This is a genomic window from Agrococcus sp. GCM10030265 (assembly GCF_042666675.1).
GTDB lineage: Bacteria > Actinomycetota > Actinomycetes > Actinomycetales > Microbacteriaceae > Agrococcus.
The window spans coordinates 464409-489030 of the sequence record NZ_JBHTCZ010000001.1; the positions used below are offsets into that span (position 1 = coordinate 464409).

Sequence of the window (24622 nt, forward strand, 5' to 3'; positions counted from 1 at the left end):
GTGCGGCCGAGCGCCCCCGCTCCTGCGTGACGGCGTCAGGCCGCGCGTCGCCTCCGCGCCGCGAGCACGAGCGCAGCGCCCGCGAGCAGCAGGAGGAGCGTGACGCCGAGCAGCGCGAGCGCGAGCTCGCCACCCGTGCGCGGCAGCGGTGCGACGACGGGCGCCGCGAGCGGGAAGTCGGCCGTGAGCACCGACTGGCCGGGGCCGACCTCGACCGCGATCTCCGCCTCGCCCTGCGTGAGGACGTAGCCCGAGGGCACCGTCGACAGGTCGATGCGCACGACGTACGCACCGGGTGCGACGTCCTCGAACAGGTACGAGCCGTCCGCCGCCGTCACCGTCTCGGCCACGACGTCGCCGTCGGCGTCGACGAGTCGCACGGTGACGCCGCCGATGCCGGCCTCGCCCGCATCCCGCACGCCGTCGCGATCCTCATCGTGGAACACGAGGTCGCCGATCTCGCCCGTCGGCACGAGACCGTGCTCGACCGAGCCCACGCCGTCGATCGGCACCGACACGTCGACCGTGCCTGGCGTCGAGCCCACGAGGTGCGGCGGCACGGTGTCGAGGTCGACGCGCACCGTCCAGTCGCCCGCGGGCACGTTCGGCAGCGTGTACGCGCCGTCCGCATCCGTCACGACCACGAGCGTGATCGGGCCCAGCGGGCCATCCCACGTCGCCTCGACCGTGACGCCCGGGATGCCCGGCTCGTCGGCGTCGCGCACGCCGTCGCCGTCCTCGTCGAGCCACACGACGCCCTCGATCGACTGCGTGCCGCGCACGGGGAAGTCGACGTCGTCGCGTGCCTCGTCGGCCTCGACCACGAGCTCGACGCCCGTGACCTCGGCGCCCTCGACGACGACGGGCGCGGTGCCCGCCGGCAGCGTCTCGGGGTCGTACGACACGCTCGTCGCGCCCGTCGGCAGGCCCGCCACGAGGTAGTGGCCGTCGGCGTCGGTCTCGACGACGATCACGAGGTCGTCGTCGGTGCCGAGCACGCCGTCGACGCCAGCCGACGTCACGGTGACCGTGACGCCCTCGACGCCCGGCTCGAGCGCCGACTGCACGCCGTCGCCATCGACCTCGAGCCAGATCGTGTCGCCGACGGATGCGGCGCCCACGAAGCCGAAGTCGAGCTCGTCGCGCTGCTGGCCCGGCTCGAGCGTCGTCGACGCCTGCGCGTCGTCGCCGCCGTCGGGGTCGGCGCTCGCCACGAGGCCCGCGGGCACGCCCGTGAGCACCACGTCGAACGAGCCTGCGGGCAGGCCGCCGACGCTCCACGCGCCGGCGTCGTCGACCGTCGTCGTCCACGTGCGCTCGTCGCCCGTGCCTGGCTCGCCGTCGGCGCCGTGCCACGTCACCGTGACCGTGACGCCCTCGAGCCCCGGCTCGCGCTCGTCGCGCTCGCCATCGCCATCCACGTCGAGCCACACGAGGTCGCCGAGCGAGCCGGAGCCCGCGAAGCCGAAGTCGACGTCGAGGTCGACCTGGCCCACGCCGTCGGTGGCGACCAGCGTCGTCGTCGCGGCACCGTCGGCACCGTCGACGTCGCCCGCGTCGACGCTCGGCGCGAGGCCCGCGGGCACGCCGCCCGTCACGGCCACCGAGTACGTGCCGTCCGGCAGGCCCGAGACGACGTAGCGGCCCTCGGCATCGGTCGGGAGCGTCGGGATGACGAGGTCGTCGGCCGTGCCGAGCTCGCCGTCGGGGCCGAGCCAGGTCACGAGCGTCGAGACGCCCGCGAGGCGCGGCTCGCCCTCGTCGTCGACGCCGTTCGCGTCGTCGTCCCACCAGATCGTGTCGCCGAGGGTGTTCGCGCCCCCGTACCCGAAGTCGACGTCGAGTCGCTCGCGCGCCTCCGCGTCGAGGGAGACGACCGCCGTCGACGGGTCGCCGCCGTCGGGGTCGGCGACGTTCGCGGCGACGTCGGCGATGCCGCCGACGACCGTGACCTGGAAGACGCCGTCCGGCAGCCCGTCGACGAGGTAGGTGCCCGAGGCGTCGGTCACGGCGTCGAACGCGAGGTCGTCGGCCGTGCCGAGCACGCCGTCGCGGCCCGCCCAGACGACGCGCACGGGCTGCGCGGGCACGCCGGGATCGGTGTCGGTGCGCACGTCGTCGCCATCGCGGTCGAGCCACACGAGGTCGCCGAGCGAGCCCGTGCCGCGGTAGCCGAAGTCGGCCGTGGCGTGTCGCTCGCCCTCGTCGAGCGTCACGAGCGCGACGCCCGAGGCGGCACCCGACTCCGCGAACGTCATCGCGAGCCCCGGCTGCACCGTCGCCGCATCCACGGCGACGACGTACTCGCCGGCGGGCAGACCCGAGAAGGCGTACGCGCCCGTCGCCGACGTCACCGTGGCGAACGTCTCGTCGTCGGCCGTGCCGAGCTCGCCGTCCTCGCCCTCCCACGTCAGGAGCACGCGCACGCCCTCGAGGCCGTGCTCGGTCTCGCCGAGCACGCCGTCGCCGTCGCGGTCGAGCCACACGAGGTCGCCGATGGTGCCGGAGCCCGCGACCCCGAAGTCGACGTCGGTGCGGATCTCGTCGGCGGCGAGCACGACCGTCGCGGTGCCCGCGGAGTCCCCCTCGACGCCGTCGACGTCGAAGGTGTGCTCGACGCCTGCCGGCAGCGAGTCGTCGTCGATCGCGACGACGTACGTGCCTGCGGCGAGGCCCGGGAAGGCGTAGAGGCCGGATGCGTCGGTGCGGGTGGTGAGCACGACGTCGTCGAGCCCCTCGCCGCGCTGCCACGTCAGCGTCACGAGCACGCCGGCGAGGCCGGGCTCGTCGACGCCCTGCTGGCCATCGCCGTCACGGTCGAGCCACACGAGGTCGCCGAGCGACGCGCCGCCGGCGTAGCCGAAGTCCTGCGCGAGCGAGCCGGCCTCCGTGAGCGTGGCGCTCGAGGTGCCCGGCGTCTCGAGGCCGTCGGCGTCGGACGTCTGCTCGACGCCCTCGGGGATGCCGGAGACGATGGTCACCGTCCACGCACCCTGCACGACCTGCGGGAAGAGGTAGCCGCCGTCGGCGTCGGTCACCGTCTCGAACGCGAGCCCGTTCGGGCCCTCGGCACGCACGGTGACGCCCTGGATGCCGGGCTCGCCCTCGCCCTGGATGCCATCGCCGTCGCGGTCGAGCCACACGAGGTCGCCGAGCACGACGTCGGCGTGGAAGCCGAAGTCGACGTCGAGCAGCTCCTCGCCGTCGCCGATCGAGCCCTCGGCGCGCGAGTCGCCCTCCTCGCCGTCGACCGCGTCCGGGTCGAACGTGTTCGCGACGCCGGCAGGCAGAGGCCCGACGACGCGCACAACGTAGTCGCCCTGCGGCAGGCCGTCGAAGGCGTACGAGCCGTCGGCTGCCGTGACGGTCGTGAACGTCGAGGCCGTGCCTGCACCGTCGGTGAGGACGAGCTCGAGCTGCACGCCCGCGAGGCCGGGCTCGCCGGCGTCGTCGACGCCGTCGCCGTCGCGGTCGAGCCACACGCGGTCGCCGATGACGCCCGCGCCCGCGAAGCCGAAGTCGAGGTCGGTGCGCGTCTCGCCGAGCGCGAGCGCCACGACGACCGAGCCGTCGACGACCTCGTCGAGCTCCGTCACGGGAGCGTACGACTCGAGCGCGGCGGGCAGCGACACCGAGACGCGCACGTCGCCGGCGGGCACGCCCGACATCGACCACGCGCCCGAGGCGGCGGTCGTCGTGGTGCGCACGACGTCGTCCGCCGTGTCCAGCTGGCCGTCGACGCCAGCCCAGCGCACCGTCACGCTCGCGCCGGCGATGCCGCCCTCGCCCGCGTCGCGCACGAAGTCGCGGTCGCGGTCGAACCACACGTCGTCGCCGATCGTGCCCGCGCCCCGCACGCCGAAGTCGGCGTCGCGGTGGGCCTCGTCCTCGGCGAGCGACACGACGAGCGCACCGTCGGCGACCCTGCCGTCGCCGTCGAACGACGGCACGAGGCCGCGTCCTGCGAGCTCGGCCGCGTCCGTCGCGATCGTCACGTCGTACTCGCCGGCCGGCAGGTGCTCCACGAGGTAACGGCCCTGCTCGTCGGTGAGCACCGTCCGCGGCTCCTCGCCGCCGCCGCGCCGCGTCACGGTCACGGCGACGCCTGCGAGCAGCGGCTCGCCGTCGTCGATCGTGCCGTCGCCGTCGACGTCGTACCAGACGGTGTCGCCGATGGAGGCGAGGTCGACCTCGACGCCGACGACGTCCTGCTCGGCGTCGTACGCCGGGTGACGCTCGGGGTCGGCCTCGCGCTGCGCAGCCGGCAGGCCGAAGCCCGTGACGTCGGCCGTGTTGACGACCTCCGGCCCGTCGACGATCTCCTGGCTCTCGTCCCAGTCGCCGGGGATGACGGCCGTGTAGCGCAGCTCGACGCTCGCGCCGGCGGCCAGCGGCCCGGCGATCGTCCACACGAGCTCGCCGTCGACGACCGTCGCGACGATGCCGCCGGCCTGCGAGAGGTCGGTGAGGTCGTCGACCGAGTCGAGCAGGCGCTCGTCGATGGCATCGGTCACGACGACGTCGTACGCGGGCGCGGTGCCCGTGTTCGACGCGACGATCGCGTAGGCGAGCGTGTCGCCCGGCTTCGCGCGACGCGCATCGTCGTCGCCCGTCTGGCCCTCGACGTCCTTGTCCACGGCGAGCACCGGCGCGATGACCGTGACGTCGTCGCTCGAGGGTGCGGATGCGTCGGTGAACGACGACGGTGCGGGCACCGACGTGGGGATGCCGGCGATGACGTCGGTCGCGTTGAAGTGCACGCGCGACGTGTTCACGAGCGTCTGGCCCGACTGCGCGGGCGCCGCGACGTACGCGTCGACCGTGATGGTGAGGGTGCGCTCGACCGGAGCCGACGCGACGTCGCCGAGGAAGAACCCGATGGTGCCGGTGGCGCCCGCGGCCTGCAGCGGCGTCGCGGTGAGCGCCTGGTCGCCGCTCGCCGAGGAGGATGCCGAGAAGCCGTCGTACACGATGCCGGCGGGCAGCGCGTCGCGCACCGTCACGTCGTGCACGGTCGTGCTCGCGGGGATGGTGACGACGAGGCGGTACTGGATCGACTCGCCGATCGTCGGCGTCTCGTCGAGCGCGGTCTTCGCGATCGTCGGCTCGGGCGCCGCGACGTCGATGCCGGTCGTGCCCGCGTAGCCCGTCGCCGAGCCGCCGCTCACGCGCTCGCCCGTCGCCGGTCCCGCCATCGACGTGCCGGTGACGGCGACCTCGTTGCGCAGGGTCGTGCCCGCGGTGAGGGGCGACGCCACCTGCACGCGGTACGCGTACGGCTGGCTCGCGTTCGGCGCGAGCGCCGCGAGCGTCCACGTGAGGGTGCGCGCATCCGCGTCCCACGCGCCGCCGTTCGGCAGCACGGCGCCGTCGGCGAGCGGTGCGCCGGCGTCGTCGATGGGGATGAGGTCGGCGGGCAGCGTGTCGACGACGACGAGGTCGTGCGCCGTCGCTGCGCCCTGCGCGTTCCGCGGCGTCACCGTGTACGTCAGCACCTGGCCGGGCGTCACGCGCCCGTCGGCGTCGTCGTGCGACTTCGCGATCGTGAGCTGCGGCTCGACGACGCGGACGTCGTTCGCGACGCTGGCGCGCGCCAGTCCCTCGGTCAGGATGTTCGCGGTGTTCCGGATGGTCGTCGCACGCGTGGTCTGCGAGATGTCGAGCACGCGAGCGGTCACGACGAGCTCGATCACGTCGTCGCCCGATCCCGCGACGTTCGTGTAGGGCGACGGAGCGGTCACGCGCGGGCCGGAGGCGGCCTGGCTGACCGTGAAGCCCTCCGGCAGCGGCTGCCCGTTCAGCGTGGCCGACGCACCCGTGACCTCGAGGCGAGACGGGAGCACCGGGAGCCTGTCCTCGACGACGAGGTTCGTCGCCGTCGTGCCGGCGGGGATCGTCGCGCGCACGGTGTAGGTCACGGTCTCGCCGATCGTCGCCTGGCCGACCTGCGCGTTGCCGCCCTCCGTGACGGACGTCGTGTTCGTCTTCGTCAGCCCGAACGCGCGCACGGAGACCGACTGGTCGTCGCGCGCCGCGGCGGTGCCCGGGGTGGAGGTGCGCGTCGGGTCGACGTTGCTCGCAGGCACGTGCATCGTCGGGACGCCCGTGTTGGAGGTCGTGACGTACTCGAGCACGCCCGCCGTGTTCGTGAGGGTCGTACCCGCACGGAACGTGTCGGGGATCGTCACCGAGTACGTGCGCGTCGCCGACTCGCCCACCGCGAGCGCGATGTCGTCCCACTGCAACTGCGCGCGGCCGTTCGCGGCCGTCGAGCATGCGACGTCGCCCGAGACCATGGCGCACGCGATGCCCGCGGGGAGCAGGTCGCGCACGTCGACGCCCGTGACGGGCACCGTGCCGGCGTTGCGCACCGTCACCGAGTACGGCACGACGTCGCCGCCCGAGACGGGGGTCGTGCGCGTCGTCGACTTGTCGATCGTGACGAGCGGGGCCGCGAACACCGCGGATGCGTCGTCGCGCAGCTGCAGCACGTCGCCGGCGGAGTTGCGGTACGAGAGCTTCGCGAGGTTCGCGGTGAGATCGCCCGCGGCGCGCGCGGTGTCGCCCGTGACCGTCGTGGGGATGATCGCGACGAACGTCTGGCCCGCGGCGGCGGCGCCGATCGTGCCGAGCTGCCACGTGATCGTCTGGCCGTCGACCGTCGGCTGGCCGCTCGGCTGCACCGAGCCCGGGTAGGTCGCTGCGCCCGCCTCGTAGGCGAAGCCCGCGGGAAGGAAGTCGGTGACGGTCACGTCGAGCGTGTCGAGCTGTGCGGGGAAGGCCGCCGTGATCCGCCAGCAGACGCGGTCGCCGACGGCGAAGGCGCCCGTCGCGGTCGTGTCGGACCACGAGCCCTCGGCGACGGTCGAGCAGTCGAGCGTCGCGCCGGCGGCGGGGGCGTTCGCGACGTCCTTGCGCAGCGTGACGAGGCCCGTCGACTGGCCGGCGCTCGACGCATCCACGATCTCCAGCTGCGACGTCGTGCCGTCGTTCGCGGTGATGACCGTCGCGGTGGTAGAGAGCTCGACGTCGTTGCTCCACGAGTCGGCGGCCGAGACGGGGCCGGCGCCGACGTAGTCGGTGCGCGTGGTGGTCGTGTACGTGATGGTCTGCGTGCCGTCGCGGTCCGTGAAGCCGGGGAGCACCCACGTGACGACCTCGCGGCCGTCGACGGTCGCGACGGCGTGCGGGGTCGCGCTGCCGGCGAAGTCGAGGGCCGTCGGCATCACGTCGGTCACGGTGATGGGGCCCGTGGCGGTGGCGTACTCGCTCGACTCGACCACGAGCGTCCACGTGCTCGTCGCGCCCTGCTGCGACGTCGCCTCCTGCACCGACTTGTGGATCGAGACGTCCTCCGCGACGACCTCGTGCGTCGTCGCGACGGTGCGCGCGGCGCCGAGCGTCGTGCCGGTGACGGCGACGTGGTTGACGAGCGACTGCTCGTCGGCGGTGAGGGCGCCCGTGTTGTCCTCGAGGTTCGACGTCGAGACGGCGGGTGCGGGCAGGGCGTTCTCGCGCAGCGGCACGGCGGCGGCGTAGTCGATGCGCACCTGGCTGTTCGCCTGCAGGGTGGTGGCGACGCCGGCGGCCGCGAGGGTCGCGGTCGTCCACTCGACGCGCGTGTAGACGTCGAGGGGCAGCGGGCCGTCGCCGTCGGGGTCGGTCTCGACGCTCGTGACGCTCGTGGGCACGACGCAGGGGTTCGCGAAGCGATCCGCTGCGAGGGCGGGGAGGCGCCCGGCGTCCGGGTACTCCTCGGTGCCCGCAGGGCTCGCGTCGACGGTGCCGCAGCCGAGGAACTCGAGCCCGGCGGGCAGGTGGTCGACGATCGAGATGCCCGACGTGGGCGTGGAGAGGTTGTTGCGCACCGTGATCGTGTAGACGGTCGCGTGGTCCTGCGCGCCGCGCAGCAGCTCGGCCTCGGCGTTCGGCTCGGTCTTCTCGACCTCGAAGGCTGCGAGCTCGGTCGTGCCCGTCGTGGTGTTCGCGCCCGTCTCGCCATCGAGGTCGGGTGCGCCGGTGGCCGTGAAGGCGGCGAGGTTGCGCGGGTTCGTCGACGCCGCGGCCGCGACGTCGATGGGCACGGATGCGCCGATGGTGAGCGCAGGGGGTGCGAGGAACGTGACGTCGAGCGACACGGTGGCGCCGGCGACGAGGTCGGCGACGTTCGACCAGACGGCCAGCACGCGCCCGTCCTGCAGCGTCGTCACCCTGGGGGTCGGCATCGTCGGCGACGCCGTCGCGACGCTGCCGGCGGGCGTCCCCGCGGGGAGGATCGCGCGGAAGGCGACGTTGTACGCGTTCGTCGACGTCTCGTTGGATGCGGTGAGCGTGAGTGCGACGCGGTCGCCGTACAGCGTCGTCGCCGAGACCTCGGCGCCGGCACCGATCTCGATGGCGCCCACCGGCGCCGCCTCGGCGCGCGGCGCGGGTGCCGCGAGCGGCACCACGAGCGTCGAGGCGAGCACCGCTGCCGTGACGAGGGCAGCGGTGATGGACATGCGGGCACGACGGCGCATGGGGCTCCGGTGAGGGGTCCGGTGCGCTCGCCGGCAGGTCGATGGGCGAACGCGAGTCGATGGATGCTCACCGAATGGTGATCATCCCTCACTCTAGGGAGACTCCACGTTGCTTCAAAGTCGAATCGCGTGTCGCGTGTACCCCGATGCGTCGGGCCGCGGGTCGACTCCTCGTCAGCGCGCGAGCAGCTCGTCGACCGTGAGGTCCGGCAGCGCGACCGTCACCTGCGTGCCCCACGGGTCGGCGACGATCACCCGCCTGCCGTCGGCGTCGAACGGGAGGCCCTGCGCGCGCAGCCGCGTCTGGAGCGCCTCGAGCCCCTCGGTCGTCGGCACCGTCACGGCGACGTCGCCGAGCCCGAGGCTCGCGGCTCGGGGCCCCGAGCCCGCGCTGTTCCACGTGTTCATCGCCACGTGGTGGTGGTAGCCGCCCGCGGAGGCGAAGAGGGCGCCGGGGTACGTCGACACCGTGGTCTCGAAGCCGAGCGCGTCGACGTAGAAGCGCCGCGCCCGCGCGACGTCGCCCACCTGCAGGTGCACGTGGCCGACGACGCCCGCGAGCGCGGGGCCGGCATCCATCGCACGCTGCTCGAGATGCCGCCGGAGGTACGCGTTCGGGTCGAGGTGCTCGGTCGCCATGCGGATCTGCTCGCCGTCGTGGATCCACGTCGAGCGATCGCGGTCGGCGTAGAGCTCGACGCCGTTGCCCTCGGGGTCGGTGAAGTAGAACGCCTCGCTCACGAGGTGGTCGCTCGAGCCGACGAAGCGGCTGCGGGGATCCTGCGCCGCGCGGTAGACCGTCGCGGCGAGCGCAGGCGCGTCCTCGAAGAGGAAGGCGGTGTGGAACAGGCCCGACTGGCGCGGATCGACCACGGGCAGGTCCGGCGTGTGCACGAGGCGCACGAGCGGCACCGTGCCGCGACCGAGCACGCGGTGCACCTCGCGGCCGCGCGCGGCCTCCTCGATCGGCTGCATCGCGAAGGCGTTCGCGTAGTAGTCGGCCATGGCGTCGAGATCGCCGACGCGCAGGGTGACGGCACCCATCGTGGTGTCGGCGTCGAGCACGCGCTCGTCGGTGGTGTCGCTCATGGCTCGTCTCCCATCGTGCCCGCGGGCCTCGAACTGCTTGCACCTGAAACTATCGCGCATTGCTTGCACCTGCAACCAATGGCTATCGTGAGGGCATGGAGCCCCTCCGCCACGCAGACCGCGTCGCCGTCGCGCGCCTCCATGCCCTGCTCGAGCTGCTCCCCACGGCGCTCGACCGCGAGCTCGCCTCCACGGGTCTCACGGCGTTCGAGCTCACGCTGCTCGAGGCGCTGCACGACGCCGACGCCGGGCGGCTGCGCCTCTCGGCCCTCGCCGCGCGCACGAACGCGAGCCTCCCCCGGCTCTCGCGCGTCGCCACGGCGCTCGAGCGCCGAGGGCTCATCGAGCGAGCCGCGTGCGAGGAGGACGGCCGCGCGACGAACGCCGTGCTGACGCGCGCGGGCCGCGACGCCTACCTCGCGGGCCGCCCCGTGTACGACGCCGCCGTGCGCTCGATGATCCTCGACGGGCTCGACGCCGAGCGCATCGACGACCTCGCCGCCATCGCCCTCGCCATCCTCGGCCGCCTCGACCCCGAGCGGCGCCTCGCGATCACGGCCGAGGGCGACGCGTGCCCGGCCGACCCGGTCGCCGACCGCTGACGCGCCGCCCCGAGCCCGCCCGCGATGCGCGCCCACGGCGGCCTCTCGTGCGGATCGGCACCCCGCCGTGACCCGCCGCGCGTCGACTGCCTATCCTGACCGCATGGACACGCGTCCCGTCATCCTGCTCGCCGCCCACGACTCCGCCGACACGATCGAGCGCGAGTTCCGCGCACGCTACGACCGCGACTACCGCGTCGAGCTCGTCGGCGACGCCGCCGCCCTGCTCGCCCGACTCGGCGACCTCGCCGACGAGGGCACGGCCATCGCGATGCTCGGCGCCGAGCGGATGCTGCCCGACGCATCCGGCCTCGAGCTGCTGCGTGCCACCCACGCGCTCGCGCCCGCGGCCCGCCGCGTCGCGCTGCTCATGCCCGGCCAGTACGTCGACGCGCTCGAGGAGATGCGGGTCGCGGTGCTGCGGCGCGAGATCGACACGTTCGTCGGCGTGCCGCGCGGCAAGCGCGACGAGGAGTTCCACATCGCCCTCACCGAGCTGCTCTCCGAGTGGGGATGGTCGGTCGCGGGCCCCGTGGTGTCGTCGGCCGACATCGTCGCCGAGCCCGGCGACCGGCGCGTCGGCGCGATCCGCGACCTGCTCGACCGCCTCGGCATGCCCAATCGCACGCTCGCACCCGACGACCCCGAGGCGCTGCCCCTGCTCGTCGCCGCGGGCGCCGATCCCGTGCTGCCGCTCGTGCGCTCGTTCACCGGCCAGGTGCTGCAGGACGCGACGCCCGCCGCCGTGAGCGAGGCCATGTACGGCGGCTTCGACGCGATCCCCGACGGCGAGGTGGCCGACGTCGTCGTCGTCGGCGCGGGCCCCGCGGGCCTCGCGGCCGCCGTGTACGCGGCGTCCGAGGGCCTGTCGACCATCGTGCTCGAGTCGGATGCGATCGGCGGACAGGCCGGGTCGTCGTCGATGATCCGCAACTACCTCGGCTTCCCTCGCGGCATCTCGGGCATGCGGCTCGCGCAGCGCTCCCGCATCCAGGCCTCGCGCTTCGGTGCCCGCTTCTACACGGGCCGCGCGGCCATCCGCATCGAGCGCGGCCCCGCGAGCGAGCCGGAGCACCACCACGTGCTCGTCGACGGCGCGCAGATGTGCGCACGCACCGTCGTGCTCGCGACGGGGGTGCAGTACCGCAGGCTCGACGTCGAGGGCGTGGATGCGCAGATCGGCAACGGCGTGACGTACGGCTCGGCGACGACCATGGCCCGTGAGATGCAGGATCGCGACGTCTTCGTGGTCGGCGCCGGCAACTCCGCGGGCCAGGCCGCGGTGCACCTCGCGAAGTTCGCGCGCTCGGTGACGATGCTCGTGCGCCGCGGCGACCTCGCCGAGACGATGTCCGACTACCTCGTGCGCGAGATCGCGGCCACCGCGGCGGTGCGCGTGCGCACCCGCACCGTGGTGGTCGACGGCGGCGGCGACGCGCGGCTCGAGCGACTCGTGCTCGAGGATCTCGACACCGGTGAGCGCGAGACGGTCGCCGCCGACGGCCTCGTCTGCATGCTGGGCGCCGAGCCCGCGTGCGGCTGGCTGCCGGACGACGTGGCCTGCGACGCGCACGGCTTCGTGCTGACGGGGCGCGACGTGCCGCGCGACGCGTGGATCGACGGCGTGCCGCCCGCGAGCCTCGAGACGACGGTGCGCGGCATCTTCGCCGTCGGCGACGTTCGCGCGGGCTCGATGAAGCGCGTCGCGTCGGCCGCGGGCGAGGGCGCGTCGGCGCTGCCGCTCGTGCACGCGGAGCTCGCGCGCCTGCGAGCCGTGCAGCTCGCGGGCTGAGCCGGCCGCGAGGCGTGCGCGTGAGCGGCTCGGCACCGTCGCATGCGCGCTGCCGGGCCGCTGACGTGCACATCTCGCCGAGGAGATGACCGTCACGAGCGGCGCTGACGACCCGCGTCCAGGATGGCTCGATCCCATCGTTCATCGGCATCCGTGCCACTCACGCCGTGCGTGGCGATCGTGGACGCTGGTCTCGTGGCGACCACCGCCCGCCTGACCGAGGGGATCCCATGACGTACACGCGCCGCGCACTCATCGTCATCGACGTGCAGCAGGAGTACTTCGATGGCCCGCTGGCCGTCCACCACCCCCCGCGCGAGGAGTCGCTCGCGAACATCGCGACGGCGATCGACGATGCCGAGGCCGCTGGCCTGCCCATCGTCGTCGTCCAGCACGAGGCGCCGGCCGGTGCACCGGTCTTCGCCGAGGGCTCCGAGGGGTGGCGGCTCCACCCCGTCATCGCCGAGCGCGAGACACCCGCATGGAAGCGCAGCACGAAGTCGGTCGCGAGCGTCTTCGCCGATGCGAGCGTCGTGACGTGGCTGCGAGACCTCGAGGTCGAGACGGTGACGCTCGTCGGGTACATGACCAACAACTGCGTCATCGGGTCGGCCGCGGCCGCCGAGCCCCTCGGGCTCGACGTCGAGGTGCTGTCGGACGCGACCGGCGCCATCCACCTCGCGAACGAGGCTGGCACCGTGTCGGCGCGGCAGCTGCACGAGACCCTCATGGTGCTGCTGCACTCGAACTTCGCCGCGGTCACGACGACGGCCGCGTGGTCTCGGGCTGCGTCGACGTCCACGCCCATCGCCAAGAGCGACCTCCTGACCTCGGCGACGCAGGGCGCTGCAGCCGCCTGACCGAGGGGGCGGACGCCGTGGCGGAGCAGCACCGCCACCGGCGGGACATGCCAGGCTCGGTCGCGCCGGATGGCATCGCGGGGCGGCAGGAGGTCGACGGGTGAGGATCGCGATCTACGCCTTCGACGGGATCACGATGTTCCACCTCGCGGTCCCGCAGATGGTGTTCGGCGAGGTGGCTCGACAGGGGATCGCCGACTGGGAGACGGTGCTCTTCTCGGAGCGCGCCGGATCGATCCGGACCGACGAGGGGTACTCGATCGGTCGTGTCGCCGGGCTGGACGCCGCGGACGACGCGGACCTCGTCGTCGTGCCGTCGTGGCTCGCCCACGCCCACCCTCCCCGGCCGGCGCTGCGCCGCTCCCTGCTCGAGGCGCACGCGCGGGGCGCGACGCTCGCGGGACTCTGCCTGGGCGCGATCGCCATCGCCGAGCTCGGCGTGCTGCAGGGCAGGCGCGCCGTGACGCATTGGCAGGCGGCCGCCGAGCTCGCGCGATCGCATCCCGACGTCGACGTCGACGCCGCTGAGCTCTACGTCGATCACGGGGACGTGCTGACCTCCGCAGGCACGGCCTCCGGCCTCGACGCGTGCCTGCACGTCGTGCGGACCCGGTTGGGCGCCGACGCGGCGAACAGGGTCGCGAGGAGCCTCGTCGTCGCTCCGCATCGGGAGGGCGGCCAGGCGCAGTACATCGAGCGGCCCGTGCCCGAGCGATCGGAGTCGGATCCGACCGCCGCCGCCATGGGCTGGGCCCTGGAGCACCTCGACGAGGAGCTGACCGTCGACCGCCTCGCATCCGCCGCGCTCATGAGCCGCCGCACCTTCGTGCGCGCGTTCCGCGCCTCGACCGGCACGACGCCCGCCTCCTGGGTGCGGTCGCGGCGGCTCGACGAGGCTCGACGGCTGCTCGAGGCGACCGACCTCTCCGTGGCGCAGATCGCGGCATCGTGCGGCTTCGGCAGCCCCATCACGCTTCGGCAGGCGTTCCGAGCCGAGTTCGGCAGCACGCCCTCCGACTATCGACGCCGCTTCAGCACTCGGGTGTGAACGGACGCGGAGTCGGCGGCGAGATGTGCACGTGAGCGACTCGGCACGGTCGCACGCGAGCTGCCGGTCCGCGCACGTGCACGTCTCGCCGAGCGGCGCGGGCTAGGAGCGCCGCCTCGCGGATGCGAGCGTCGCTGCGCGCGCCTCGATCGCGGCGATCATCGTGCGGCCGTCGTGCGGCCCGCGGTGCCGCGTGCCGTCGACGAAGAACGTCGGCGTGCCGCGCGCACCGCTCGAGCGGGCGCTGCGCACGTGCTTCTCGACGAGTCGCGCCGTCGCCTCGTCGGCGCAGTCGGCGTCGAAGCGCTCGAGGTCGAGCCCGATCTGCTCGGCGTAGCGCCGCAGGTCGTCGGCCTCGAGCGCCGACTGGTTGGCGAACAGCACGTCGTGCATCTCCCAGAACCGGTCCTGCCGCGCAGCCGCTTCGGCCGCGATCGCCGCCCCGCGCGCGTGCGGGTGCACGTCGTCGAGCGGCAGGTGCCGCACGACGTAGCGGATGCGGTCGCCGAAGTGGTCGCGGATGTCCTTCCACATCCCCGTCGCACGCGCGCAGAACGGGCACTCGAAGTCGAGGTACTCGACGATCGTGAGCTGCGCACCCTCCGGCCCCCGGGTGTGGTCGAGCTCGGGGTCGAAGGCCGGCTCGAGGGTCGAGGGCAGATCGGCCTCGGTCTCGCCGAGGCGCGTGCGCGCGACGCGGAACACGATCCAGCCGAGCGCCCACGACAGCACGAGGGCGATGAGCACGCCGACCGTGGCGGCATCCGCGGTCGAGCCCTCGAACGCGAGGGAGATGATGAGCAGCGACATCGTGAAGCCGATGCCCGAGAGCGCCGCACCGCCCGCGACGCTGCCGGGCCCCACCCCGTCCGGCAGCCGGCCGAGGCCCGCGCGCACCGCGGCCCAGGCGCCGAGCGCGATGCCGAGGAGCTTGCCGAGCGTGAGCCCGGCGACGACGCCCCACGTCACGGGGCTCGTGAGCGCCTCCCCCAGCACGCCGCCGCGCAGGTCGACGCCGGCGTTCGCGAGCGCGAAGATCGGCACGATCACGAGCGACACGGGCCCGCGCAGCACCTCGTGCAGACGCTGGTTGACGGAGATCGATCGCGCGAGCCCCCGCTGCACCGAGCGTGCGACGCTCGCGTCGGGCGACTGCCAGTAGTCGCGGAAGAGGTGCTTCGCGGCCACCACGTCGCCTCGCGCGGTGGCGGCGGCCGGCACGAGCAGGCCCGCCGCCATGCCCGCGAGGGAGGGGTGGATGCCCGACAGCAGCGTCGCAGCCCACAGCACCACGATGACGGCGACGTACGGGCTCGATCGCCACTGCCGCGCGCGCCCGAGCCAGAAGAGCAGCAGCAGGCTCGCCGCGGCGATGCCGAGCGGCACGAGCTGCACGTCGTCGGTGTAGAACACCCCGATGATCGCGACGGCGAGGAAGTCGTCGACGACGGTCAGCGTGAGCAGGAAGACCCGCAGCTGGCTCGACATGCGCGGGCCGACGAGGGCGAGCGCGCCGAGCAGGAAGGCCGTGTCGGTGCCGATGACGACGCCCCACCCGTCGGGCGCGTCACGCCCGGCGACGAGCAGGTAGATCGCCGCGGGCAGCGCGACGCCCACGAGGCCTGCGACGAGCGGCACGAGCGCGCGGCTGCGCTGCCGCAGCGATCCGACGGCGAGCTCCTCGCGCACCTCGAGGCCGATGAGGAAGAAGAAGATCACCATCAGGCCGTCGTTGACCCAGTGGTGCAGGCTCAGGTCGATGGCGAAGTCGCCGATCGTCACCGCCGCATGCGTGTGCCACAGGTCGACGTACGTCTGCGACCAGGGCGAGTTGGCCCAGAGCAGGGCGACGACCGACACCGCGACGAGCAGCAGCGCGCTCCCCGACTCCGTGCGCAGCCGATCGATCACGGCCTGCGCCCATCCCACGCCACGTGCCATCCGCATCGCCTCTCGCCGCAACCCGCCCGTGCCTGCACGGTACCCGTCGGCGTGGTCGAACGCGGTCGCGGCGTCGTGGCTTCCCGGCGACGGGGGTCCTGGCGGTGCCCTGCTCGGCGATCAGCCGTCGCGGTCGCTAGCCGTTGCCGTTGCCGTTGCCGTTGCCGTTGCCCGAGTTGCTGCCCGAATTGCCGCCGGAGCCGTTGCCCGGGTTGCTGCCCGAGCTGCCGCCGGGGCCGTTGCCGTTCCCCGCGCCGTCGCCGTTCCCGGAGCCGCTCGTCCCGGCGTCGCCAGCGTCGGTCACGGCGACGGTGCTCGCATCGGTGCCGGCGCCGCCGTCGGCGACGCCCGGCTCGACCGGTGCGGGCGCGGGCTGCACGGGTGCCGTCTCGACGGGCACCGCGGTCGGCTCGGGCGCCGCGACGGGTGCGCTCGGCGACGGCGCAGCGGGCGGGCTCGACTCGGCGACCTCGGCGGGTGCGCTCGGTGCCACGTCGCCGAGGGCCGGCTGCAACGCGACGGCGACGATGGCGACGGCCGCCGCGGCCAGCCCGCCCACGAGCCCCACGACCACCGCGCGTCGCGGGCGACGGCGGTGCGACGCGGCAGCCGGGGGCCGGGACGCGCGCGTGGTGCGAGCAGCCGACGAGGCCGCCGCTGCGACCGCTGCCCCTGCGGGCAGCACGCGCGTCGCATCGGTGCTCGCGGGCTGCTCGACGAGGATCGGGCTGCGTGCGGCCTCGAGCTCGGCGACGATCTCGACGACCTCCTCGGCCGAGGGCCGATCCTCCGGCTCGCGCGACGTCATGGCACGCAGGAGGGCCGCCCACTGCGGATGGATGGCGTCCGGCACGACGGGATCGCGCAGCACGCGGGCCGAGAGGGCCTCGAGCGCGGGTCCGGGGAACTCGCGCGCGCCCGTGATCGCCTCGAGCAGCACGAGCCCGAGCGAGTAGACGTCGGCGGCGGGCGTCACACGTCCGCCGAGGGCCTGCTCGGGGCTGAGGTACGCGGCGGTGCCGAGCACGGCGCCGGTGGCGGTGAGGCGCGCGCCGCCGTCGAGCGTCGCGATGCCGAAGTCGGCGAGCCGTGCGTCGAACTCGCGGCGCGACAGCGGCGAGGGGGCGAGCAGGATGTTCGAGGGCTTGACGTCGCGATGCACGACGCCGCGCGCGTGCACGACCGCGAGCGCCTCGCCCATGTCGATCGCGAGCCGCGCGAGGTCGAGGTCGCAGAGGGCCCCGCGCGCGCGACGCTGCGCGAGCGTCGGCCCGTCGATGAGCTCCATGACGATGATGGTGTGCATCTCGCCACCGAGCCGCACCGTCGCGACGTCGTACATCGTCACGAGCGAGCGGTGGCTCAGCGTCGCGAGCAGCTCGACCTCGGCGTGGCCTCGGCGACGGCTGGCGTCGTCGTCGCGCGGCGACTCGAGCACCTTGATGGCGACGTCGCGGCGCAGCACCTCGTCGGTCGCGCGGTGCACGCTCGCCATGCCGCCGGCACCGAGCAGCGGCCCGACCCGGTACCTGCCTGCGAGCAGCGAGCCGGGAGCGAGGCCGGATGAGTGATGCTCGACGTCCATGACTCGTCGAGGCTACGGCCTGCCCGCTCGCGCCTCGCGAGGGTTGCGCGAGACGGCCGCGGCGTGCATGCGGATGCTGGCGTCGACGGGGCTCGCCTACGGGGTCGACGTGGGCACGGGGTCGACGGGCGTCGTCTCCGTGGGCGCCGGCTCGCTCGGCACCGGCGCGCTGGGGACGGGCGTCGGGACGGGCTCGGGCGCGGGTGGCGGCGCCGGCTGGCTCGTCGTGGGTGCAGGCTCGCTCGGGGCCGGTGCGGGCTCGCTCGGGGCCGGCTCGGACGGCGGGGCGGAGGGCGGGGTCGAGGTGGCGGGCGCCTCGGTCTCCTCCGTCGGCGTGGGCTCGGGCGTCGGCGTCTGCGACGGCTCCGGCGAGGGATCGGCGACCTCGGCCGGGCTGCTCGGCGCGGGGTCGTCGCCGCGCTGGATCGCCTGCAGCGCGAGCGCGCCGATGCCGCCGAGCACGAGCACGCCGGCCGCGATGGCCGCGATGACCCCGAGCCTGCGTCGGCGCGCGCGCGTGTCGCCGAGCGCACCGCGGTCGGCCTGCACGGCAGGCATGACGGTCGTCGCCGTCGAGGCCGCTGCCGCGGCGGGCACGGCGGCGGTGGCGGCGGTGGGGTCGGATGCGGCGGCAGCCCCGGCGTCCGCAGCGCCAGCGGCACCCGCGACGGCGGCACCAGCACCGGCGGCACCCGCGACGGCGGCGAGCGGCAGCGTCGTGGTCGCCGCATCCGCATCGTCGCCCGCGTCGCCGACCGTGATCGGCACGCCGTCGAGCCGCGCGAGCGACTCGCGCACCTCGTCGATGGTCGGTCGCGCGTCGGGCTCGCGCATCGTCATGCTGCGCAGCAGCGTCGTCCAGCGGGCGTCGACGGTGGGCGGGATGACGGGGTCGCGCAGCATGCGCGCCGTGAGCGCCTCGATCGCGGGGCCGGGGAACTCGCGGTCGCCCGTGATCGCCTCGAGCAGCACGAGGCCGAGGGCGTAGACGTCGGCCGCGGGGCCGACGCGGCCGCCGGTCGCCTGCTCGGGGCTCAGGTAGGCGGCCGTGCCGAGCACGGTGCCGGTGGCCGTCATGGGCTCGGCGCCCTCGACGGCCGCGATGCCGAAGTCGGCGAGGCGCGCGTCGAACTCGTGCTCGGGCAGTGGCGACGGTGCGAGCAGGATGTTCGACGGCTTCACGTCGCGGTGCACGACCCCGGCGGCGTGCACGACGGCGAGCGCCTCGGCGACGTCCTGCGCCATCCGTCGCAGCTCGGAGGCGACGATGGGGCCCTCGGCGCGGCGAGCGCCCAGCGTCGGGCCGTCGACGAGCTCCATGACGAGCGCGATGCCCTCGACGCCGTCGATGCGCGTCGGCACCGCGTCGAAGATCGTGACGAGCGACCGATGGCTCAGCGTGGCGAGCAGGTCGATCTCGAGGCGCTCCCGCTCGGCGGTCGCGGCGTCCGTCGCCGTGCTCGCGACGGCCTTCACGGCGACGTCGCGGCCGAGCACCTCGTCGGTGGCTCGATGCACGGCGCCGCTGCCGCCACGGGCGATGCGCTCGCCGATGCGGTAGCGGCCGGCGAGGAGCGCGCCCGGCGCGAAGGCGTCGTGCTGGCTGTCGCCGTCCATGACCTCTGTCCCTCGTCGTGCCCCGAGCCGATGGTAGATGCGCCGCTCGCCGCGCGCGCCCGGTTGCGCGCGCGGCGAGCCGGCGGCTAGCGGTTGGCCGACGGCGCCCAGAGGTCGACGTCGACCGAGCCCGCGAGCTCGTCGATGCGGGCGAGCTCGTCATCCGACAGCGGCGCGCCCTCGAGGGCTGCGAGGTTCTCGTCGATCTGCTCGGGGCGCGAGGCGCCGATGAGCGCCGACGCCACGACCTCGTCGCGCAGCACCCACTGCAGCGCGAGCTGCGCGAGCGACTGCCCGCGCTCCTTCGCGATGCCGTCGAGCTCGCGCAGCGTCGCGACCGTCGAGTCCTTCAGGCGACCGCCGGGCAGGGATGCGCGCTGCTGCGCGCGGTCGGCCGTGCCGTCGCCGAGGTACTTGTCGGTGAGCAGGCCCTGCGCGAGCGGCGTGAACGCGATGGCGCCCATGCCGTGGGTGCGCAGCGAGTCGGTGAGGCCGTCCTCGACCCAGCGGTTCAGGATCGAGTACGCGGGCTGGTGGATGACGAGGGGCGTGCCGAGATCCTTCGCGACCGCGACGGCCGCATCCGTGCGCTCCGCCGAGTACGACGAGATGCCCACGTACAGCGCCTTGCCCTGGCGCACGAGCGCGTCGAGCGCGCCGATCGTCTCCTCGACGGGCGTCACGCCGTCGACGCGGTGCGAGTAGAAGACGTCGACGTGGTCGATGCCCATGCGCGTCAGCGACTGCTCGGCGCTCGCGAGCACGTACTTGCGCGAGCCCCACGAGCCGTACGGCCCGGGCCACATGTCGTAGCCGGCCTTCGACGAGATGACGAGCTCGTCGCGGTACGGCGCGAGATCCTCGCGCAGCATGCGGCCGAAGTTCGTCTCGGCCGAGCCGGGAGGCGGGCCGTAGTTGTTCGCGAGGTCGAAGTGGGTGATGCCGCGGTCGAACGCGTGTCGCAGCAGCGCGCGCTGCTTGTCGAAGGCGATGTTGTCGCCGAAGTTCCACCACAGCCCCAGCGAGATCGGCGGGAGGTAGAGCCCCGAGTCGCCCACCTGGCGGTAGCCGCCGCGGGCGTACCGGTCGGCGGCGGCCCGGTAGGGGGCGTGGAGGTCGTGCAGGTCCTGGGTCCAGCGTGCGTCATCGCTCACTCGTCCGACACTAGCGATCGCGGGTGTCGAGCCTGCGCCGCGCGGCTCGTCGGCGGTGCGACCGGCGCTCGTGGAACGCGGTCGTGTCACCCCTGGTTGCGAATCGGTCGCCGCAGCGCGTGGGCTGGGGCGCGGGAGGCGCACGATCGGAGCACACCCGACAACGAGGACCTTATGACTTCTTCGACCCCCTCCCTCCGCGAGCCCCGCCGCGGGATGCTCGCCGCTGCCGCACTGCTGCTCGGCGTCGCCCTCGCGACGGCGCCGGCGTCGACCGCCGACGCGGCGGCGCAACGCTTCCTCGCGACGAACGTGACGACCACGTCGTATGCGCTCGGTGGCGAGATCGCGCGATGCTCCGTCTCGTCGGACGGCGGGGTCTGCGCCATCACCTCCGGGCGCAACGCGACCCGCACCATCACCGCCGAGATCGGTGCGACGCGTGCGGAGATCGCCGCGAGCCTCGGCATCAGCGCTGCGACCACCGTGACCCTGACGGTCGGCTGCACGTCACCGCCGATGCGGGCCGGCCAGACGTGGCGCGCGCGGGCGATGGGCACGCGCTACGTCTACACCGTCGTGCGTCAGGAGCTGCAGCGCCCGCGCGTCGGCCCCTCCCGGTGGGTCACGGTGCGTACGAGCCCGAACAGGGCGCAGGCGTTCAGCCCGTCGTCTGGACAGCTCTCGTGCGGGTTCTGACGAGCCGTGCTGCGATCGCCGTCGCGGGGCTCGCATGCGCCCTCGCAGGATGCGCCGCGGACGACGACGTCGCCCCCGGCGCCCTCGTCGGTGAGCGGCTCGACATGCTGACCTCAGCCCTCTCCATCGACACCACGCTGCTCGTGCAGGACGTGTCCGTCCTGCTGGACGTCGCGCCCGCCTACGACGCGAACGACGACGGCTCCGCATGGGTGGTCGTCGCCGCATGCGCCGACGCGGCCGACGTCCTCGAGGCGGCGACCGTCGAGGTCGCCGTGCTCCCCGTGCTCGAGGCGCCGAGCGACCTCGACGAGCGCATCGACGCCGACGACTTCACCGATGCGGTGTCGTGCGACGACGGTCGCACGTTCCGCTGACCGGCTCGCGCCTCAGTCGCGGCGCACGAACCACTCGGTGAGGTCGCATGCGCGGCCGGCGTCGTCGAGCCGCACGACCCACAGCACGTCGTACGTCGACCCGTCCGCGTACGTCGTGACGCCCTGGATCACGGCGACGTCGCCCTGCTCGGCCACGACGTGCCACTCGAACGTCCATGAGCCCGGCGCGTCGGCATCCTCGTGCCACATGCGCACGATCGCGTCGATGCCGATCGCCGGCTCGTCGTCGGAGGGATGCCCGCGGTAGATCGCGTCGCCGGCGAACGCGGCGCGCACGACGTCGTCGTCCTCGGTGCGCCACGCCTCGACGTAGCGCTGCACGAAGTCCTCGGCACGCGTCATCGCATCGCCCTCCTGGTGGGGAGCGTAGCGAGCGACGGCGGCGGATGCCCTACCGCGCGGCCGGCGCCCGCTCGGCGAGCAGCGCCGCCGTGACGCCGTTCGTCCAGCCGAAGCCGTCCTGCAGCTCGTACTCGCCACCTCCGCCGAGCCCCGTCGAGTCGGCGGCGGCGGTGAGCTCGTACTTCTCGACGAGCATGTGCTCGCGATCGAAGACCGCCTGCACCGACGCGAGCCAGCGCTCGGCGATCTCGTCGCCGAGCGGCAGGTCGTAGCGACGCATCCCCTCGATCGCGAGCCACTGCAGCGGCGCCCAGCCGTTCGGGCGATCCCACTGGTCGCCCGTCTCGTGCTCGCTCGTGCCGAACCCGCCCGGCCGCAGGAGCCGTGCGCGCACGGCCTCCTCGGTGCGCCTGGCCTGCTCGTCGCTCGCGCAGCCGACGAAGAGCGGCGCGACGCATGCGCCGTTCACCGAGGCGCGCAGCCCCGACAGCTGCAGGTCGTAGTCGAGGAAGACGCCGTCCTCGTCGCTCCACAGCCAGCGGTCGATCGCGGCGGCGCGCGCATCCGCCGCCTCCGCGAACGCCTGCGCCGACGTCGCGTCGCCGTCCTCGTCGCTGAGGCGCGCGAGGAGCCGTTCGAGCACGAGCAGGAAGGCGTTGAGGTCGACGGGCACGATCGACGTCGTGCGGATGGTCGACAGGTCGCTCGGCTCGTCGTTCCAGCGCGACGAGAAGTCCCATCCCGACGCGGCGCCCGCCCGCAGGTCGCGGTAGACGTCGTGCGCGGGTCGATCCGAGGCCCGCGCCGTCGCGACGTCCTCGCGGTACGACTCCTCGCGAGGGGTGTCGCGGTCGTCCCAGTAGCGCTGCAGCACGGCGCCGTCCGGCATCGCGACGCAGTGGCGGTGCGTCTCCCCCGGGCGCAGCGCGTCGCCGCCGTCGACCCACCACGTGTGCTCGCGACGCAGCGCATGCAGCATGTCGAGGGGGTCGGCGGCGCCGCACCGCTCGGCGAGCTCGACCATGCAGGCGAGCATCGGCGGCTGCGACCGCGTGAGGTAGTACGTGCGGTTGCCGTTCGGCACGTGTCCGTAGCGCTCGATGAGCGAGGCGAAGCATGCGAGCGCGTCGCGGATCGCCTCGTGCCTGCCGCTCGTCGCGAGCCCGAGCATCGAGAAGTACGTGTCCCAGTAGTAGAGCTCGCGGAAGCGACCGCCCGGCACGGGATACGGCCTCGGCACGTCGATGAGCGAGCCGAGCCTGCGCGGCTCGACGTCGTGCGTCAGCGGATCCCACAGCCGCTCGATGTGGGTGGCGAGGTCGTCGCTCGCATGCGGCTCGAACGACGAGTGCGCCGTCCTCGGCTCGTCGAAGCGCTCGGCGACGAACGCGGCGAGGTCGAAGCCCTCGTCGTGCCGGTGCCTGCGGTAGTCACGCAGGATCTGCTCGGGATCCTCGAGCGGCACGCAGTCGACGAACGTCTTCGAGTCGGGGAAGATCTCGCCCGTCTGCACCGCGAGGAAGAGCTCCTGGTAGCGGTCGGCGGGCGAGAGGGTGTCGGCGGGCATCGGTCGGCTCCCTGGGTCGGCGTCCACCCAGTCAAGCAGGGCGGACGGATGCGGCAGGGCCGCTTGACGACGCCCGCCCACCGTCGTCAGTCGAGCAGCAGCGCAGGCTCCTCGAGGATCGACGCGACGTCGGCCACGAAGCGCGAGACGACGTCCCCGTCGATCGCGCGGTGGTCGAACGAGCCGCCCACCGTCGTCACGAAGCGCGGGCGCACCTCGCCGTCGACCACCCACGGCTTCTGCTTGATCGTGCCGAGCGCGATGATGCCCGTCTCGCCCGGGTTCAGGATGGGCGTGCCCGTGTCCATGCCGAAGACGCCGATGTTCGTGATCGTGATGGTGCCGCGAGCGAGGTCTGCGGGCTGCGTGCGGCCGTCGCGCGCCGTGAGCGTCAGGTGCTCGAGCGCCTTCGCGAGCTCGAGCAGCGACATGTCCTGCGCATCCTTGACGTTCGGCACGAGCAGGCCGCGCGGCGTCGCCGCCGCGATGCCGAGGTTCACGTAGTGGTGCACGACGAGCTCGTCGCCCGTGAACGTCGAGTTGACGTTCGGGTTGCGGCGCACGGCCCACAGCACGGCGCGCGCCATGATGAGCAGCGGCGACACCTTGACGCCCGCGAAGTCCGTCGACTGCTTCAGGCGCGCCACGAACTCCATGGTGCGCGTCGCATCCACGTCGACGAAGACGCTCACGTGCGGCGCCGAGTACGCCGACTCGACCATCGCCGCCGCGATCGCCTTGCGCACGCCCTTCACGGGGATGCGCTCCTCGCGGTCGCCCGACCACGCGGCCGGCGTCTCGAGGTTCTTGAAGACGCTCGGCTGCTCGGCGGCGCGCACGACGTCGTCGCGCGTGACCTCGCCGGCGAGCCCGGAGCCGACCACGGTCGACAGGTCGACGCCGAGGTCGCGCGCGAGCATGCGGATCGGCGGCTTCGCGATGATCGGCGACGCGGATGCGGCCGGCACGGACGCGGGGCGTGCGGGCTCGGTGCGCACGGGCGGCTGCTCGACGGTGCGTGGCTTGCGGCGACGGGTCTGCGCATCGCCGCGCACGCCGTAGCCGACGAGCACGGCGCCCGGCTCGTCGTGCGTGATCGAGGCGTGCGCGTCGGCCGCGGCCTCCTGCGCCTCGAGCGCCGACGGGTCGACGTCGACGGGAGCCGCCTCGTCGCCATCCGCGATGCGGATGATGGGTGCACCCACCTCCACGGTGTCGCCCGGCTCGGCGAGCAGCGCCTCGACGCGGCCGGCGAACGGGCTCGGCAGCTCGACGAGCGACTTGGCAGTCTCGATCTCGAGGATCACGTCGTTGACGGCGACCTCGTCGCCGACGGCGACCTTCCACGCGACGATGTCGGCCTCGGTGAGGCCCTCGCCGGGATCCGGCAGTCGGAACTCCTGCATCAT

Annotated in this window: 15 protein-coding genes; 6 read left to right on the forward strand and 9 right to left on the reverse strand. The window is 73.9% G+C overall.

Going from position 1 to position 24622, the window contains the following annotated elements; genetic code table 11:
* Positions 1-35: 35 nt before the first annotated feature.
* Both ACFQPP_RS02200 and ACFQPP_RS02205 read right to left on the reverse strand, forming a co-directional pair.
* Complete coding sequence (locus ACFQPP_RS02200) at positions 36-8501, reverse strand: SdrD B-like domain-containing protein (protein ID WP_376914874.1); 8466 nt, start codon at positions 8499-8501, stop codon at positions 36-38.
* A gap of 192 nt (positions 8502-8693) precedes the next feature.
* Complete coding sequence (locus tag ACFQPP_RS02205) at positions 8694-9608, reverse strand: VOC family protein (protein WP_376914875.1); 915 nt, start codon at positions 9606-9608, stop codon at positions 8694-8696.
* 95 nt (positions 9609-9703) lie between these two features.
* Here ACFQPP_RS02205 and ACFQPP_RS02210 point away from each other — a divergent pair, with 95 nt between their 5' ends.
* From ACFQPP_RS02210 to ACFQPP_RS02225, 4 genes are all read left to right on the forward strand, one after another.
* Positions 9704-10210 carry a MarR family winged helix-turn-helix transcriptional regulator gene (locus ACFQPP_RS02210; RefSeq protein ID WP_376914876.1) on the forward strand — a complete coding sequence of 169 codons (507 nt, stop codon included), beginning with the start codon at positions 9704-9706 and terminating at the stop codon, positions 10208-10210.
* Positions 10211-10313: 103 nt separating this feature from the next.
* A complete protein-coding gene (locus ACFQPP_RS02215) occupies positions 10314-12002 on the forward strand; it encodes an FAD-dependent oxidoreductase (RefSeq protein WP_376914877.1) in 1689 nt (562 codons plus the stop codon).
* Between the two features lie 230 nt (positions 12003-12232).
* Positions 12233-12862, forward strand: a complete 630-nt coding sequence (locus tag ACFQPP_RS02220; RefSeq protein WP_376914878.1) for an isochorismatase family protein — start codon at positions 12233-12235, stop codon at positions 12860-12862.
* 100 nt (positions 12863-12962) lie between these two features.
* A complete protein-coding gene (locus ACFQPP_RS02225; protein WP_376914879.1) occupies positions 12963-13910 on the forward strand; it encodes a GlxA family transcriptional regulator in 948 nt (315 codons plus the stop codon).
* A gap of 102 nt (positions 13911-14012) precedes the next feature.
* Here ACFQPP_RS02225 and nhaA read toward each other — a convergent pair whose 3' ends face one another.
* The 4 genes from nhaA to mgrA form a co-directional block, all read right to left on the reverse strand.
* Entirely contained in the window at positions 14013-15851 is a 1839-nt protein-coding gene (nhaA, locus tag ACFQPP_RS02230) for a Na+/H+ antiporter NhaA (protein ID WP_376914880.1), read from the reverse strand.
* 136 nt (positions 15852-15987) lie between these two features.
* Positions 15988-17436 carry a serine/threonine-protein kinase gene (locus tag ACFQPP_RS02235; RefSeq protein WP_376914881.1) on the reverse strand — a complete coding sequence of 483 codons (1449 nt, stop codon included), beginning with the start codon at positions 17434-17436 and terminating at the stop codon, positions 15988-15990.
* A gap of 96 nt (positions 17437-17532) precedes the next feature.
* Positions 17533-19053, reverse strand: coding sequence for a serine/threonine-protein kinase (locus ACFQPP_RS02240; RefSeq protein ID WP_376914882.1), 1521 nt, complete (start codon positions 19051-19053; stop codon positions 17533-17535).
* 86 nt (positions 19054-19139) lie between these two features.
* Positions 19140-20207, reverse strand: coding sequence for an L-glyceraldehyde 3-phosphate reductase (gene mgrA / locus ACFQPP_RS02245; protein ID WP_376914883.1), 1068 nt, complete (start codon positions 20205-20207; stop codon positions 19140-19142).
* Between the two features lie 174 nt (positions 20208-20381).
* Between mgrA and ACFQPP_RS02250 the strand changes: the two genes are divergently transcribed.
* Entirely contained in the window at positions 20382-20906 is a 525-nt protein-coding gene (locus tag ACFQPP_RS02250; protein WP_376914884.1) for a hypothetical protein, read from the forward strand.
* Positions 20907-21010: 104 nt separating this feature from the next.
* A complete protein-coding gene (locus ACFQPP_RS02255) occupies positions 21011-21283 on the forward strand; it encodes a hypothetical protein (RefSeq protein ID WP_376914885.1) in 273 nt (90 codons plus the stop codon).
* A gap of 12 nt (positions 21284-21295) precedes the next feature.
* Here ACFQPP_RS02255 and ACFQPP_RS02260 read toward each other — a convergent pair whose 3' ends face one another.
* The 3 genes from ACFQPP_RS02260 to ACFQPP_RS02270 all read right to left on the reverse strand — a co-directional run bounded on the left by ACFQPP_RS02260 (position 21296) and on the right by ACFQPP_RS02270 (position 24622).
* Positions 21296-21646 (reverse strand): nuclear transport factor 2 family protein, encoded by a 351-nt coding sequence (locus ACFQPP_RS02260; RefSeq protein WP_376914886.1) that lies wholly within the window; start codon positions 21644-21646, stop codon positions 21296-21298.
* A gap of 49 nt (positions 21647-21695) precedes the next feature.
* A complete protein-coding gene (gene treF / locus ACFQPP_RS02265) occupies positions 21696-23213 on the reverse strand; it encodes an alpha,alpha-trehalase TreF (protein WP_376914887.1) in 1518 nt (505 codons plus the stop codon).
* A gap of 86 nt (positions 23214-23299) precedes the next feature.
* Entirely contained in the window at positions 23300-24622 is a 1323-nt protein-coding gene (locus tag ACFQPP_RS02270; protein ID WP_376914888.1) for a dihydrolipoamide acetyltransferase family protein, read from the reverse strand.